General features: G+C 30.1%; 16 protein-coding genes. All 16 read left to right on the forward strand.

Annotation, left to right across the window (positions count from 1 at the left end; genetic code table 11):
- Window positions 1-3 precede the first annotated feature (3 nt).
- From BMZ09_RS08045 to BMZ09_RS08120, 16 genes are read left to right on the forward strand one after another with little or no spacing between them, the layout of a single operon-like run.
- Window positions 4-1,017: a glycosyltransferase family 2 protein gene (locus tag BMZ09_RS08045; protein ID WP_090839285.1), complete on the forward strand. Its 1,014-nt coding sequence runs from the start codon at window positions 4-6 to the stop codon at window positions 1,015-1,017.
- Window positions 1,017-1,943, forward strand: coding sequence for a glycosyltransferase family 2 protein (locus tag BMZ09_RS08050; RefSeq protein ID WP_090839286.1), 927 nt, complete (start codon window positions 1,017-1,019; stop codon window positions 1,941-1,943). Before BMZ09_RS08045 ends, BMZ09_RS08050 begins: the two co-directional genes overlap by 1 nt.
- 4 nt (window positions 1,944-1,947) lie before the next feature.
- Window positions 1,948-3,156, forward strand: coding sequence for a glycosyltransferase family protein (locus BMZ09_RS08055; protein WP_090839287.1), 1,209 nt, complete (start codon window positions 1,948-1,950; stop codon window positions 3,154-3,156).
- Window positions 3,157-3,208: 52 nt separating this feature from the next.
- The gene (locus BMZ09_RS08060) at window positions 3,209-4,234 is read left to right on the forward strand and encodes a glycosyltransferase family A protein (RefSeq protein ID WP_090839290.1); all 1,026 of its coding nucleotides are present in this window, start codon (window positions 3,209-3,211) and stop codon (window positions 4,232-4,234) included.
- Window positions 4,235-5,518, forward strand: coding sequence for a glycosyltransferase family protein (locus tag BMZ09_RS08065; RefSeq protein WP_090839292.1), 1,284 nt, complete (start codon window positions 4,235-4,237; stop codon window positions 5,516-5,518).
- Between the two features lie 25 nt (window positions 5,519-5,543).
- Window positions 5,544-6,218, forward strand: a complete 675-nt coding sequence (locus tag BMZ09_RS08070) for an acylneuraminate cytidylyltransferase family protein (protein WP_090839295.1) — start codon at window positions 5,544-5,546, stop codon at window positions 6,216-6,218.
- An 11-nt stretch (window positions 6,219-6,229) separates the two neighbouring features.
- Complete coding sequence (locus tag BMZ09_RS08075) at window positions 6,230-7,297, forward strand: acyltransferase family protein (protein WP_090839298.1); 1,068 nt, start codon at window positions 6,230-6,232, stop codon at window positions 7,295-7,297.
- A gap of 22 nt (window positions 7,298-7,319) precedes the next feature.
- Entirely contained in the window at window positions 7,320-8,360 is a 1,041-nt protein-coding gene (locus BMZ09_RS08080; RefSeq protein WP_090839300.1) for an N-acetylneuraminate synthase family protein, read from the forward strand.
- A complete protein-coding gene (locus BMZ09_RS08085) occupies window positions 8,360-8,947 on the forward strand; it encodes an LbetaH domain-containing protein (protein ID WP_090839302.1) in 588 nt (195 codons plus the stop codon). The genes BMZ09_RS08080 and BMZ09_RS08085 overlap by 1 nt, the downstream gene beginning before the upstream one ends.
- Before the next feature lie 4 nt (window positions 8,948-8,951).
- Window positions 8,952-10,070 carry a UDP-N-acetylglucosamine 2-epimerase gene (gene neuC, locus BMZ09_RS08090; RefSeq protein ID WP_090839304.1) on the forward strand — a complete coding sequence of 373 codons (1,119 nt, stop codon included), beginning with the start codon at window positions 8,952-8,954 and terminating at the stop codon, window positions 10,068-10,070.
- Between the two features lie 3 nt (window positions 10,071-10,073).
- A complete protein-coding gene (locus BMZ09_RS08095) occupies window positions 10,074-10,988 on the forward strand; it encodes a polysaccharide deacetylase family protein (RefSeq protein WP_090839306.1) in 915 nt (304 codons plus the stop codon).
- Window positions 10,985-11,818 carry a GNAT family N-acetyltransferase gene (locus tag BMZ09_RS08100; protein WP_090839307.1) on the forward strand — a complete coding sequence of 278 codons (834 nt, stop codon included), beginning with the start codon at window positions 10,985-10,987 and terminating at the stop codon, window positions 11,816-11,818. The genes BMZ09_RS08095 and BMZ09_RS08100 overlap by 4 nt, the downstream gene beginning before the upstream one ends.
- 6 nt (window positions 11,819-11,824) lie before the next feature.
- Window positions 11,825-13,228, forward strand: a complete 1,404-nt coding sequence (locus BMZ09_RS08105; protein WP_090839308.1) for a UDP-glycosyltransferase — start codon at window positions 11,825-11,827, stop codon at window positions 13,226-13,228.
- Between the two features lie 5 nt (window positions 13,229-13,233).
- Window positions 13,234-13,797 (forward strand): serine O-acetyltransferase, encoded by a 564-nt coding sequence (locus BMZ09_RS08110; RefSeq protein ID WP_090839309.1) that lies wholly within the window; start codon window positions 13,234-13,236, stop codon window positions 13,795-13,797.
- A gap of 45 nt (window positions 13,798-13,842) precedes the next feature.
- The gene (locus tag BMZ09_RS08115) at window positions 13,843-15,003 is read left to right on the forward strand and encodes a glycosyltransferase family 4 protein (protein ID WP_090839310.1); all 1,161 of its coding nucleotides are present in this window, start codon (window positions 13,843-13,845) and stop codon (window positions 15,001-15,003) included.
- The gene (locus BMZ09_RS08120; protein WP_090839312.1) at window positions 14,984-16,516 is read left to right on the forward strand and encodes a glycosyltransferase family 2 protein; all 1,533 of its coding nucleotides are present in this window, start codon (window positions 14,984-14,986) and stop codon (window positions 16,514-16,516) included. The genes BMZ09_RS08115 and BMZ09_RS08120 overlap by 20 nt, the downstream gene beginning before the upstream one ends.

Below are 16,516 nucleotides of genomic sequence, written 5' to 3' on the forward strand. Positions count from 1 at the left end.
TAAATGAGTACTCCCTTAGTTTCTATAATTATGCCAGTTTATAATGGTGAAAAATTTCTGGAAGAAGCAATAGATAGTTGCTTAAACCAGACACATACTAATATTGAGCTAATTATTGTAAATGATTGTTCAACCGACAGAAGCTTAGAAATTGCTACAAAACTGCAGAAAAAAGATAATAGAATAGTTATTATTAACAATAATAAAAATCTAAAACTACCAGCAAGTTTAAATGTGGGTCACAAAGCGGGAAAAGGAGAGTATGTAACTTGGACTAGTGACGATAATATCTATAATTTAAATGCTATTGAGCGCTTATTGACAACTTTAAAAATTAATAAAGTAGATTTGGTGTATAGTGATATATCAAAAATAGATGCTAATGGTAAGGAGCTAAAAGAAGTGTCTTTTTTAAGTTTTGAAAATATATTATTTGGCAATTTTATTGGGTCCTGTTTTTTGTATAAAATGGAAGTTTTTAATAAAAACGATGGTTATAATGAATCACTCTTTTTAGTTGAAGATTACGATTTTTGGCTGAGAGCTTCTTTGCATAGCAAGTTTTTTCAGTTAAAAGAGAATTTATATAATTATAGGCTTCATAGAGATAGTTTAACACATAGTATTTCTTCCAATAACAATAAAAATAAACTTTTTATAAAAAATGTAGAATTAATGTATTCTAGTTTTGCTAAATCTATAATGCTAAACAATCATGAGGTTATTGCTAGGTTTCAAACTAATATTTTAATACACAAAGAAATACAGTTCGATTGGATTAAAAGAAATAAGAACATGTTTTTTGAGTTTCTAACGACGCTTTCTAAGTTAAAGAACTACAGTAACAAAAGTGCTTTAAAGAAGCTGCTTATGAATAAAATAACTTATGTTTTTGTCTTAAATTATAAAGAGAAACAAAACATTTCAAGAGCTGCATTTATAATTTTAAATTTTTATAGTGTATTGGATACAAAGACAATAAAAACATTAATTAAATATTCTTTTTTTAAAAAATAATGAAACCAACAGTAACTATTATAATGGCAACATACAATAGAGCTCAATATATTGTTGAGTCTATTAAGTCCATACAAGCACAAACATTTAAGAATTGGGAATGCCTAATAATTGATGATGGCGGAACAGATAATACGGCTGAGGTTTTAGGTCCAATTTTAATAGAGGATAATAGGTTTTCTTATTTAAAAAGAACAGATAATTATACAAAAGGTTTACCTGGTTCTAGAAATTATGGGTTAGATATAGCAAAAGGGGACTATATTATTTTCTTTGATGATGATGATATTGCACATCCACAAAATTTAGAATTGTGCGTGTCTGAGTTTAAAACAAAAAATATAGATTTTTGTCGTTATATAAGAGCTGTTTTTACAGGTGATTTTAACTATAACTATGATTTTTCAAAAGAATATACGCACTTTGAAATAGATAAAAAAGACGTAAACCGAATACTTAAAAACGAATTGCTTTTCAATTCTTGCGCTATTATGTGGAAAAAGGAATGTTTTGTTACTAATCATTACATCGAACATCTTATGTATGCGGAAGAATGGGAGCTATATTCTAGAATCGTTTCACAAGGTTATAAAGGTGTTTCTATAGATAAGATTTTATTTTATGGAAGAAAGCACGAAGCTTCAAACACAGGTGAGTTTTTTAATCAAGATCCTGTTAGAATAAAATCTAATGCAGCTGCTATTGTTTTGGTTATTCAAAACTTAAAAAAAGAAGGATTACTTTCTAACAGTATTATCCGTTATTTTATTCAAGTCTCGTTAGATTACAAGCCGTATGATTTATTCAAGAGAATCATTAAGACATTAGAATTAACAACTCAAGACACATTAAAATGGAATCTATATTATAGTCAGTTACCATTACGTTTATTCTTTTATAGATTGTATAAAAAACATTTAAAATAATATTATGAATTTTCTAGTAATAGCACAAGATCTTAGGGTGTCTGGTACAAGCGAAGGTGTAGTTTCACGGTCTTTTCTTGCAAAGTTAAGAATGGCGTATCCAGATGCTGTTATTGATGTTTTGTATCTTAAAAACCATAATAATGATGACCAATTAGAGTTGCTACCTGTAAACTCAATACAATCACATAAAATTAATTTAAAACCTACGTTTACTGTCAAATGGATTAATAGATTTACAAGGCGATTATTTAATATTTCTTGGTATGATAAATTTATTCATAAGTCTTATGGTAAGCATATGAATGCTCTCAATCATGAAAAGTACGATCATGTTTTTATAAGAAGTTCAGGTTTAAAGCATGAAACCCTTTTGGCAGCAAAAGATTTGCCTATTTTAAAGAAAGCAATAATAAATTTTCATGATCCTTATCCATTTTTTTGGTATCAGGGTTCTTTAAATGAGTTGACTGGAGATGAGTTAAATCGTTTTCATAATATGTTCAAAGTAGTGCAACAAGCTAAAGTTTGTATTAGTACAGCAAAAATGATGTCTGAAGACTTAGAGTTTTTGTATGGTTCTAGAAAACGATTTTATACGTTACCGCATCAATTTTCGGAAACCGTGTTCGATTTAACAGACATAGAGCATGTGCGTAAAAAGCAAAAACTAGTAACACTTGCTTATCATGGGTCTATTCAGTTTGGAAGAAAGATTGATGTGCTTTTAGATGCTTATGATACATTAGTGAGAACTAATGTGCAAATTAAAGATAATACAGAATTTGTTCTGCGTTTAGGAGGGGGAGACGTGCAAAGGCTAAGGGAGAAGTATGCGGGAAACAACAATATTGCAGTTCTAGGAACACTAAATTTTTCTAACTCTTCTTACGAACAAAAACATATCGCAGATATTAATGTTATTTTGGAAAATGGCCCTTTTTATTGTAATATTTTGGTAGGTAAAGCTCCTTTTTTGGCATCTTTGAATAAACCTATATTTTGTGTGTCTCCGCAACGTAGTGAATTAAGTAATTTGATTAAAAATAAAAAGTTTATTGCGTGTGGAGATGATTTGGATGCTGTTAGGCTAAAATTAGAAGCTTTAATTACAGATACTATACAAACTAAAGAAAACGCTAAGGTGTTTGGAGACTATTTTAGTGATGCATATTTTAAAGATACTATTAATAATATTTTGAATCTAAGTTAGGTGTTAGATAAGTTAAAAGTAATAATCAGATGATGATATCCAATTATTAAAAATGAGAATAGGTTACAATCCACATAAAGACCAAGTATTAGAAAAATCTGAGTTTACACATCAGGTAGTAATGCCTGTTTATATACCTAATCAAGAAGGTTATTTTAAAAATAGCTTATCTATTTTAAAATTAACTTTAGAGTCTTTATTTAAAACAGCTCACAACAGAACATTCTTTTCGATTGTAAATAATGGAAGTTGTGACGCAGTTGTAGATTACTTAGAGTATTTATACAAAAAAGGAAGCATTCAAGAATTAATACACACCACTAACATTGGCAAATTAAATGCTATTTTAAAAGGGTTGGTTGGTAATACTATAGAGTTAGTAACCATTACAGATGCAGATGTGCTTTTTGCTAGTGGATGGCAATTAGAAACAGCTAAGGTTTTTAAAACCTTTCCAAAAGTTGGCGTTGTTGGTATTGTGCCTCAATTTAATATGTTTAAATCGCATTGCGGCAATGTTATTTACGATAACCTATTTAATAAAAACTTTAAATTTCTTCCTATAAAGTCACCAAAAGCATTAGCCCTATTTTATAAAAGTATCGGTTGGGATGAGACTTATAATAAAGATTTTTTAAAGTACGGTTTAGGTATCGAAAATAAAGAAGTAAATGTACTATTAGGTTCAGGTCATTTTGTGGCAACCTATAAAAAGCAGCAATTTGAGACTGTAAAATCGTATTTGGGTTATAAACTAGGAGGAAACACTGAAGGTTATTTAGATTCTGCAGCTTTAGAATTTGATTATTGGAGAGTGACAACGCAGGAGAACTATGCTTTCCATATGGGTAATGTTTTGGAAGATTGGATGTCTGAAGCAACTATAAATAATAGTGATAAAGATGTTGTTATTTCTGGATTTTCAGAAAGACAAAAAATGAATAGTATTAGTTACTTTATAAAAAACAAACTGTTTTATAAGTTGGTTCTAAATAAGCGTTTTTCGAAATTATTCTACTCATGGAAAAAATTGCCAAAGCAAATGATTAGTAATTATAACAGTGTAAAAGCAGAATAGATGGTTAATAGAATTATTGTGTCGGCTTATTCTGTTCATCCAGATCAAAAATCTAGCGAAGCTATCGTTAATAAAAATTGGTTGGATATTTTATCTAAAAAGGGAAGTGTGTTGTATGTGATTACTGCATTCAATAATTATAGTTTTAAAGCAGGAGTAATTAAGCTGATAAAAAAACATAAAACAAATGCACTACTCTATAAAACATCAAAACAAAACAAAGGTTTAGGAAGTTTAGCTTATAAGGTTTTAAATACTTTATATAAAATGGTGTTTAGATCTAATTATACTCTTGTAGAGACCGTTTGGGTAAAAAAACAAGCTAAGATATTAAATGATGTTATCACTCAGGAAGATGTTGTTTGGTCAAGAATACTGCCAACCCTTTCAATAGTTCCAATACTACATGTTTATAAAAAAAAAACATTCCCATTTATAGTTAATGTAAACGATCCAATAAATGTAGGTGTCTTTAATCAGAACAATTTAGATAGAGATCAAACTACTTTTTTTAAGACAAAAGATATTGCGCAGGCTTGGACGTTTCCTTCATCTAAATTAGCAGATAGAATGGCTAATAATTACAATCTAGATAGGCAACGTTGTTTTGTAATACCACATGCAATGCAAAAAGTTGAAAAACTTTACAAAAGAAATGTAGAGAAAGAGGAAGTCAATTTTTTATACACAGGTACTTTTTATAAAAGTGCTTTTACTGAAGAGTTTAAGACGAGTCTAATTAACTTTAATAAGCTTGAAGTCTCGCAAAAAGTAAATTTTACATTTGTGCTTTCTCAGTTTGATGAAGAATCTATTACTTGGTTAAAAACATCAATACCCAATGTTATTTTAAAATTTAAATTAGAGAGAGCAGAAGTACTTGAGCTTGTAAAGAAATCGGACTGTATGTTTGTTGTAGATTCTATTTTTCATGGCGAATTGTTAAAAGGTAAATTAATAGAAGCTTTGTCTTTTGGTATTCCTGTTTTTGGAATTACTTATCCCAATTCTATAATGGATAAAGTAGTTAGTGGTTATGGGAGTGTTTCGGCTTATCAAAATAAGGAAAATGACATCTTAAATAAAATGAAGTTTTTTGTAAATAACATTAACAACTTAGAGGTGTTAAACGCCTTTTACAAGCAAAGAACTACGGTTTTAGATAAAATTTCCGAAGATTATATTGCAGAGGCAACACAGTTGGTAACTGCTTTTGCTTATAACCGTTTTAATAACAAAATGGGAGTATATATAAAAGCACCAGATCAATTAAATTGGCCTTGATATAAAAATATAAACACTACTAAAATTGAAAACAATAATAGTTATACCAGCACGTGGAGGCTCTAAAAGGTTGCCAAATAAAAATGTTTTAGCATTAGGTGATTTGCCTTTAATAGCACACAGTATTTTGTATGCTAAAGCAAATTTACATTTAGCTGATGCTATTTATATTACAACAGATGATGCCACAATAAAAGAAATAGCATTGTCTTATGGCGTAAATGTTATAGATAGACCTTCGGAGATTTCTGGAGATCTTGAACCGACAGTTTCTGCGGTTAAGCATGTTTTAGAATCAATTAATGAAACTGTAGAAACAGTAATCCTATTGCAGCCTACAAATCCATTAAGACCAAAAACATTGTTAGAAGATTGTATAAATGCTTACAATGAAAAAGCTTGTGACAGTGTGTTTACAGTATCTCAAAGTCACCATAAATTAGGAAAAATAGAGAATGATAAGTTTAAGCCTTTTAATTATACACCAGGACAACGCAGTCAAGATTTAGAACCCTTATTTTTTGAAAATGGATTATTGTATATAACTAATGCAACAAGTGTATTAAACAATGAAATAATGACTACTAACGGATTTCCTTTTAAAATAAATCACGAGTTTTCAACTATAGATATTGATACACAAGCAGATTTAGACTATGCAAATTATATTTTAGAGAAGTCTAATCTTAACTTAATTTAAGTAAGCCAGTAATGAGAATAGAACAACTTACTTTTACTCGATTTGTTGCGGCACTTTTAATTGTTGTGTTCCACTTTGGTAGCGGATCAATGCATTTTACTAACGAGTATACTCAGTTTTTATTTAAACAAGCTAATATTGGAGTAAGTTACTTTTTTATCTTGTCTGGTTTTGTAATGATAATTGCCTACCATAAAAAAGCGAAGGTTAATTTTATGGACTATATGGTAAATAGATTTGCTAGAATTTATCCTGTATATCTCCTAGCCATTCTTTGCCTTTTGTTTCTAGTAGTTGTTTCAGGTCAATTTAATTTTACCGAGTTTATTTTGAATCTATTTATGGTTCAAACATGGGTGCCTGGTCAAGCTTTAGTTTTTAATATTCCCGCTTGGTCATTATCAGTAGAGTTAGTGTTTTATGCATTGTTCCCATTTTTATACAATAGGTTTTACTCTAAAATTAGTTTCAATAAATTAATTGTTCCGATTATTTTATTTTGGTTAATTAGTCAAGTTTTATTTCATTATTTAATTAATCAAACAACGTTTACAGATTTATTTTATAGTTCGGAAGATGTAATGTATCATCCCATTTTTCACCTTAATGAATTTATTATTGGTAATCTAGCAGGTCTTTATTTTGTTAAAAAAAGTACTGAAACTAAAAATTACGATGTGCATATAATTGCTCTAGTTATTTTATCTTTAATAGCCTTAAAATTTCCAATAGGCCTTAGTTATCACAATGGTCTTTTAGCAGTTCTATTTATTCCAATAATTATATTATTGTCACTTAATAATGGGTTTATAACCAAATTGTTTAATAAAAAAGCTTTTGTTTTTTTAGGCGAAATAAGTTACGGTTTATATATTTTTCAATTTATTGTTTGGATGTATATAAGTGATTATAGATTGAATAAGTATTTAGGCTTAGATAAAGCAGAAGATTTCTTATTTTGCTTCTTTTTAAGGCTGTTTATACTCATTGGCTTATCTGTTTTAAGTTATTTATACATCGAAAAGCCAGCTAGAAGTAAAATAAAGAGTTATTTAAGTAAAAGAAAAAAGGTAAATTAATATAATATAGAGAATACAATATATGAATCCATATATAGAAATAGCTGGACGTAAAATTGGTAAAGATTTTCCACCTTTAGTCATTGCCGAAATTGGTATAAACCACGAAGGCTCTTTAGCAGTTGCTAAAGAAATGGTTGATGCAGCACATAGAGTTGGTGTTGAAGTTGTAAAACACCAAACGCATATTGTTGCAGACGAAATGAGTGGTGCAGCAAAACAGGTGATTCCTGGTAATGCAGAGGTGTCTATTTATGATATTATGGAGCGTTGTTCAATTAACGAAGAAGATGAGCTTGCACTTAAAAATTATGTAGAGTCTAAAGGCATGATTTTTATTTCTACACCTTTCTCTCGAGCAGCAGCAGAACGTTTAAAAAAGTTCGATATACCAGCTTATAAAATAGGATCTGGTGAGTGTAATAACTATCCGCTTTTAGAGCATATTGCACAGTTTGGTAAGCCTGTAATATTAAGTACAGGAATGAATACCATAGAAAGTGTAAGTAAAGCAGTCGCTATTTTCGATAAACATAAAGTGCCTGTTGCGCTATTACATACCACAAATTTATATCCAACACCAATTCATTTGGTACGTTTTGGAGCCATGATACAATTACACGAAGCGTTTCCAGATAAAGTTTTTGGTTTAAGTGATCACACACTAAATAATAATGCCTGTTTAGGAGCTGTAGCATTAGGCGGTTCTATATTAGAGCGTCACTTTACAGACCACATGCAACGTACAGGCCCAGATATTGTTTGTAGTATGGACGAACAAGCTTGTCGCGAACTTATTATTAATAGTGCAGAAATGGCATTAATGCGAGGTGGTGTAAAGGAGCCTGCTAAAGAAGAGCAAGTAACTATTGATTTTGCTTTCGCAACGGTTTGTACTATAAAATCAATTGCAGAAGGCGAAACCTATACAAAAGAAAATATCTGGGTTAAAAGACCTGGAACTGGAGATATTTTAGCCAATGAATATGAAAGTATACTTGGTAAAATAGCAACAAGAGCAATAGATAATGACGAACAGTTAACTTGGAAAGATATTAAGTAATGGTAGAATTTATTTCTTTTTTACAAGCTAAAGTATATAAGCCAAAAGCCATACCAGATAAGGTAATACATGATGCTTTCGAGAAAACGGTAAAAGATGTAAACTATCATTTACCAGCATTATCAAAAAAACAAATAAAACAAAGAATACAAAGTAATGCTAATGAGTTAGCTGTATTTTTATTTAGACTAGGAAATCAATTACAAACAGATAATTATAACGATTTAACAGCCCAAATTCATTGGCTTTTAAAAGAGTTGTGTTCCTGCGAAATCTATTTCAATAATAGTATTGCAGAAGGTTTTTATATCATCCATGGGCAAGGCACAGTAATAGGCAGTAGAAATACCATTGGAAAAGGTTTTATAATCCATCAAGGTTGTACTATTGGTCATAAAAAAAATGGAGAAGGCACAGGAGTTGTTATTGGAGATAATGTAACATTATACTGTAACGCTTCAATTCTTGGTGATTTAAAAATAGAAAATAATGTAACTATTGGTGCTCATATTCTTGTAGGTAACAGCATTAAGAGTAATAGTATCGTTTTAAAAGATGAAGTACATAAAATAAAGCCTTTAAAGTAGATAAATGAAAAAAATTGTTTTTTTAACAGGCACTCGAGCAGACTTCGGAAAAGTGAAATCACTAATCCAAATTCTAGAAAGTCAAAGTCAATTTGAGGTTCACATATTTGTTACAGGCATGCATATGCTTGAAGAATATGGTTATACATTAATTGAAGTTGAACGTTGTGGTTTTAAAAATATTTCAACATTTAACAACCACACACACGAGGCTACAATGGATTTAACATTGGCTAAGACCATTTCGGGTTTTTCTGAGTTTATAAAAACTATAAACCCAGACTTAATTGTTATTCATGGAGATCGTGTAGAAGCATTAGCAGGAGCTATTGTTGGTAGTTTAAACAATATATTAGTTGCACATATTGAAGGAGGCGAATTATCTGGTACTATAGACGAGCTTATTCGACATTCTACAAGTAAAATGAGTCATATTCATTTTGTCGCTAATGATAAAGCTAAAGAACGTTTGGAGCAAATGGGAGAGTTGCCAAAGTCTATTTATAGTATTGGTTCTCCAGATGTAGATATTATGTTTTCCGAAAATCTACCAAGTCTAGAGGTTGTTAAAGCATATTATAATATTAGTTTCGATGATTATGCAGTAGCGATGTTTCATCCTGTAACAACAGAGCATGATCAAATGGAACGCTATGCAAAGCAATTTGTAGAAGCCTTAATTAAGAGTGAAAAGAATTATGTTGTAATTTTTCCTAATAACGATTTAGGAAGCCAAATTATACTTGAAGTTTATCAAACTTTAAAAAGCCATTCAAATTTTAGAATTTTCCCATCCATAAGATTCGAATATTTTTTAACCTTATTAAAAAAATCTAAATTTATAATTGGTAATAGTAGTGCAGGTGTGAGAGAAGCACCTTATTATGGAATTCCTACAATAAACGTTGGTACAAGACAAGCCAATAGAGTTTTATTGGGATCAATTATTAATACAAGTTATAATGCTGAAGATATATTAAAAGCTATTAACGATAAAAAAGAATTTGAAATAGAGAAAACCGAAATCTTTGGAAAAGGTAATAGTGCGGAAGCTTTTTTAAAAACATTATTGATGGAAGATTTATGGGAAACCAATCATCAAAAACAATTTATGGATATTTAAATTATGCTAACAGTTAGTAACTACCATTACATTAGAGAAGATTTTAAAACTAAATACCCAAGTATTTTTGGAGTCACACCTTTAGCATTTAAAAAGCAGTTGCTATTGCTTCAAAATCGAGGCGAATTTATAGGTTCAAAAGATTTGTTAAATAATTCTGAGCAACTCCTTTCAAGTAAAGAAAATTATATTTTAATCACTTTTGATGATGGATTAAAAGAACAAGTAGATTTTGGTTTTTCAATATTAAACGAACTTAATATTCCGGCACTATTTTTTGCAAATTCAATTAACTATCAAGAGAAAAGAATATCGACAGTCCACAAAATTCATTTATTAAGATCAAAAATTGAATCTGAAATAATCTTAAAAAGAATTGAAAATAAATACAAAAGTAAATTGCAAATTATAGATGTCGCTAAAATAAAAGCGATTTACATTTATGATGACGAAAAAAGCGCTGTTTTAAAATACATATTAAATTTTGTTTTAGACTATAAAGAACAAGAAGAAGTAATAAACGAATTGTTTTCTAATCATTTTAATGAAAATGAAGTATTAAACGATTTGTACATGTCTACCAATAATTTACAAGAACTAGCAAATTTAGGCTATCTAGGAAGCCATACTCATAGTCATTACCCACTAGGTTTGTTACCATTAAAAGACATAACTAAAGAATTAGAAAGCTCTAAAAATTATTTTGAAAGCTTAACAAAAACTAAAATAGATACTGTTGCTTATCCTTATGGAACAGACGAAGCTTGTACTGCTGAGGTTTCTAAATTAGCAACATTAGCTGGTTATAAATTTGGGTTTACAACTAAACGTGGTGTAAATTTGAATCCTCAGGATAAACTGCTTTTAAATAGATTTGATTGTAACGATGTTATTGGAGGAAAAAACTATAAAATATGATAACGCGAGAGGCTACAATACAAGATTGGGATAAACTACGTGCTTTTTTTATAAAAATATATAGAGCCAACCATCCTTTACATAAATTAGAATTTTGGGAATGGCAATATGGGAACGCTAAATATGGACGCTCTTTTATTTGTTTAAACAATAATCAAGAAGTTGTTGGCCATGTAGGAGCTAATTTTCAAGGCGGTTTAGCTTGGATAATTAATGTGTATTTAGATGTAGAATGTAGAGGTCAAGGCATTTTAGGTAAATTATATGCATTAGCAAGAAACTATTATCCATTAGCAGCAACAGCAGCCAACGAGGCTGGTTTAGGTTTGTATAGAAATATGAGATGGATTCGTTATTACGATTTGGTTCGCTATGTAAAGGTTAATCCTAAATTAGAGGATCAATCTTTTAAATCGGTTTGTAAAAATATAGAAGTAGATATTGAAGATTTATTAGATGCTAAATCACATTATTTCCAACAACCAGGTATTAAAGGATTAGTGTTTAATGATGGGTCTCAAGCTGTAAGTCAAGAAAATGTTGGAGGATTAAGAGCTGTAAATATTGTAGATATTAATGCTTTCGAAGAACAAGCTTGGGTACTAGGCTACCGTTGGATCGATTATATTACCTCTTGGAATAACTTAGAAACGAAAAAACTAGCTAAAAATAATTGGACTTTAGATTATAAAAATGTTGTGCCTTGGCGCTTAAATCCAATTGAAGAAAACTATTTCTGCGATATTACATTTCTTTCCGAAAAACCATTGAGCAATGAGTTTGTTGTTAATAGGAATTTTTCAGATCATGGTAGAATAGGTAGCTTGTAAATTATTATGAAAAACAAAAAAATATTTATTCTTATTCCTTCAGGCATAGCGCTTCGTAATTTTGCGTTTACTAAATTTCACGATTTAGCTAAAGCACAAAACCTTGATATTACGTATTGGAATAGCACTCCGTTTTCTATTTCAGAAATGGGTTATAAAGAAATTAGATTAGATAATATTAAGCCACATTGGCTTACAGATATATTAAAGAACGCAAGAAAAACGATAGAATTAAATTTAAATATTAAGAATACAGGAGATCCTATTTATAACGCCTATAAATTTCCTGCAAGCAACAAATCTATAAAAGCAGTTGTAAAAAACGTAATTACGAAAGTTATAATATTTTTATTTTCATCTTCAAAAGGGCTTGAAAAAATTAAGCAAATCATTAATAAAAAAGAGCGCTCTACAGATTATTACAACTCGTGTATCAATACTTTAGAAATAGAAAAACCAGATTTTCTTTTTTGTACTAACCAGAGAATTGTGGATGCTATAGCACCTTTATTGGCAGCTCGAGATATTGATATCCCTACAGCTACATTTATTTTTTCTTGGGATAATTTGCCAAAAGCAACACTAGTTGTGGATACAGACTATTATTTTGTGTGGAGTGATTTCATGAAAAAAGAGATGCATCAATATTATCCTCAAATTAAAGCCAATCAAATAATAGTAACTGGAACACCACAGTTCGAACCACATTACGACAACGAAACAATAAAAACTAAAGAAGCATTTTATAAAGACTATAATCTAGATTCTAAAAAAGAATATGTTTGTTTTTCGGGCGACGATGTTACTACTTCTCCAGATGACCCAAAGTACTTAGAGGATTTTGCTAGGGCAATAGCATCTTTAAACACAAAAGGTTATAATCTAGGTATTGTTTTTAGAAAATGCCCAGTAGATTTTTCTGGCAGATACGATAATATCGTTTCTAAATATAATGGCTTGATTGTAGAGGTTGCACCAAAATGGCAAAATGTAAATAATACTTGGAATACAATGTTACCTAGTAAGGAAGATAATATTTTGTTATCTAATACAATAGCACATTCTTTGTTTGTTGTAAATTTAGGCTCGTCAATGGTTTTCGATTATGCTGCATTTAATAAAACCTGCGGTTATTTTAATTACAATCAAGAAGTACAGTTAAAGGCGAATTGGAATATACATCAATGTTATAAATATGTTCACTTTCGTTCAATGCCAAATGGAGCAGTAATATATTTTGATAAAGCAGAAGAGATTGAAGCCAAAATAGTAGGTATTATTAGTAAAGAATCAGATACTGCAGAAAAGGCGAAATTATGGTTCGATACTATTTGTAAATCACCACAAAAAGAATCGTCGCAACGTATTTTAAAAGCGATTACAGCAATACTATCTAAAGAAAATATATAATAAAAATGAGTGATTCGAGTTTAAAACATATTCTGGGAGAAGATTTAAAGCGCTATGGTATTAATACTAAGCCTTCTTTTGCAAGAAAGTTAAAATTACTTCTTTTTAATAGTGCTCCAGGCGTTAAGTTTTCTATTGTTTTTAGAAGTTGCCAATATTATAGAGGGAAAAATAAGGTGTTGTTTTACTTCTTCTTTTTGTATTTAAGGCGTATAAAATATAAATATGGTTTTGATATATCGTATCGTACAAATATTGGTAAAGGTTTATATATAGGTCATTTTGGAGGAGTGGTAATACATGGTGATTCTATTATTGGCGAGTATTGTAATATTTCTCAAGGAATAACGATTGGTGTATTAAATCGTGGAAAAAATAAAGGTATTCCGAAAATAGGAAATAGCGTTTTTATTGGTCCAAATGCTGTTATAGTTGGTGGCATTACAATTGAGGACGATGTTTTAATTGGTGCCAATAGTTTGGTTAATTTTAATGTAAAAGCTAACGCTGTGGTTGCTCCACAACCTTCACAAATCATATCTTACAACGGTTCAAAAGATTATGTGTAATACTTTATATTTAATAAATACTCAAGTCTTTAATACAATAAATCTATGAAAATAGCATTCTTAACACCAGAATATCCACATGAGCGTATTGGCCATTCTGGAGGTATTGGTACTAGTATAAAACATCTTGCTGTTGCTTTACAAAAACAAGGACATGAGGTATCTTTACTTATTTATGGTCAGGAAGAAGATGTAACGTTTAGCGATAATGGTATTGCTTTTTATAAAATTAAAAACCCCAAGCTGAAAGGTTTGTCGTGGTTTTTAACACGTAAAAAAATTCAAAAGCTAATAAATAGATTACATAAAGCGCAAAAAATAGACATAGTAGAAGCTCCAGATTGGACTGGTATAGCATCGTTTATTAATATTAATTGCCCATTGATAATTAGGGAAAATGGGTCTGATACTTATTTCTGTCATTTAGATCACAGACCAGTTAAAGCCATTAATCGCTTTCATGAAAAGCAGGCTTTAAAATCTGTTGATGGTATTATTTCGGTAAGTCAATTTACAGGAGAGTTAACTAATAAGCTTTTCAATTTAAGCAAACCATTTACCGTAATTCCAAATGCTGTTAATATTGAGGATTTTGAGCCTACAGAGAGTCTTTTAGAAGAAAAAAATCAGACCATATTGTACTTTGGTACATTAATTAGAAAAAAAGGGCTGCTAGAATTACCCTATATTTTTAATAAAGTTAATGAGCACTATCCAGAAGCAACATTAATATTAGTTGGTAAAGATAGTCCAGATATTAAAACGCAAACGCAATCTACTTGGCAATTAATGCAACCGTTATTTACAGAATCAGCGCTTAAAAGAGTAAATTACGTGGGCGTAGTGCCCTATTCTAAAATGAGATTGCATATAGAAAAAGCAACACTCTGTGTGTTTCCTACTTTTGCGGAAGCATTACCAGTCTCTTGGTTAGAAGCGATGGCCTTAAAAAAACCAATAGTCGCCTCAAATGTGGGTTGGGCAAAAGAAATTGTAGATGATGGAGAAGATGGATTTTTAGTGCATCCAGAAGCACACGATAGATATGCAAATAAAATTAACGCGCTTTTAGAGAATGCAACTTTAAGAGACGCGTTTTCTATTGCAGCAAGAAAGAAGATTATATCAAAATTTAGTTCAGAAATTGTTGCAAAGCAGTCTGTCGAATTTTATAAAAAAACTATAGATGCTAATTCTTTTTCATAAAAACAATATAGTTGTTGAGGTTCTCGACACTATAACTAATAAGGTTATAGTAATTGAAGAAAAAGAACCGACAAAGGCATTGATTGTTTTAGCGTCAAAGTATAGTAATTCTATTATTGCTTGGTGTCATTTTTTAAATAAGAAAAACATAAATATAGAAGTATTACAATCTTGTTTTACGTCAAATAATATAATGGTTTCTAATGGTCACACTAACTATTTAACCGATGCCATTGGTTATGTTGAAGATTCACTTTTTATTAATGTAAATAGAAAAACAAAGTTTCCTACTTGGCTAATGTCTAGTAATTGTGGCGCAATTTATGGCGAAAATCTTTTAATGTTTAAAGACTCCATAAGTCACAAGGATAGTTTAGATTATAACCTGAATAGTATTGCAAAACTAGGAATGGAGCATGGTTTACTTTGCTATTTTTATTCAGAAATCATAGAAGAAAATAATGAAGTCTACACAGATGAAAATGCAAGTGCAACTGAATTATTTCAGTTTGTAAAAGAACATTATAGAGCACGATGGATCTTGTTATTATTTTTAAATTTATTAATTTTTGAAAAGAAAATTTTAGTGTTTCCTTTAATAAAAAGTCTGTTATATAAGCAGAAGGCTTTTAATAACGAAATAACTTCAGAAGCCAATAGTAAAGCGTTAAAGGTAAACACATCAGTTTCGGTATTAATACCAACATTAAGAAGAGCAAAATATTTACACGATGTTTTAAAAGATTTAGCAAAGCAAACATTAATGCCTAATGAGGTTGTAATTATTGAGCAAGATGATAGTGAAATTATAAAATCTGAATTATACTATATTAAAACCGAGGAGTGGCCATTTAAAATAGTTCATAAACTCATATCCCAAACAGGAGCGTGTAATGCCAGAAATATTGGTTTGGAATTAGTGACATCAGATTATGTTTTTCTGGCAGACGATGATATCCGATTTAAGGAAAACACATTAAATGAAGCTTTAAGATTCATGCAAGCATACGATTTTAAAGCAGTAACCCTAAGTTGTCTAAGGGAAAATGAAACAGAAAAACGTAAAACACCGATACAATGGGCTGCTTTTGGTTCAGGCTGCAGTATAGTCAAAACGGATGCAATACAGGCGATTAGTTTTGATATGGCTTTTGAGCACGGATTTGGCGAGGATTCAGATTTTGGAATGCAGCTTAGAAATAAAGGTGTTGATGTGATCTACTTACCTTATGTACAATTAAAACATCTAAAAGCACCTATTGGTGGTTTTAGAACAAAATATATCCATGCTTGGGAGAATCAAGTTGTACCTCCTAAACCATCTCCGACAGTCATGCTGTATAATTTAAAATATAAAACAAGACAACAAGTAAATAGTTATAAATTGACATTGTTTTTTAAATTTTATAAAAGACAATCTGTAAAACAACCTTTTAAGTATTATTGGATGTTTAAAGAACGCTGGGCAATGAGTCAGGCTTGGGCTAATAAATTGCAAAACAAGACCATTTAA

Source organism: Olleya namhaensis (assembly GCF_900114005.1).
GTDB lineage: Bacteria > Bacteroidota > Bacteroidia > Flavobacteriales > Flavobacteriaceae > Olleya > Olleya namhaensis.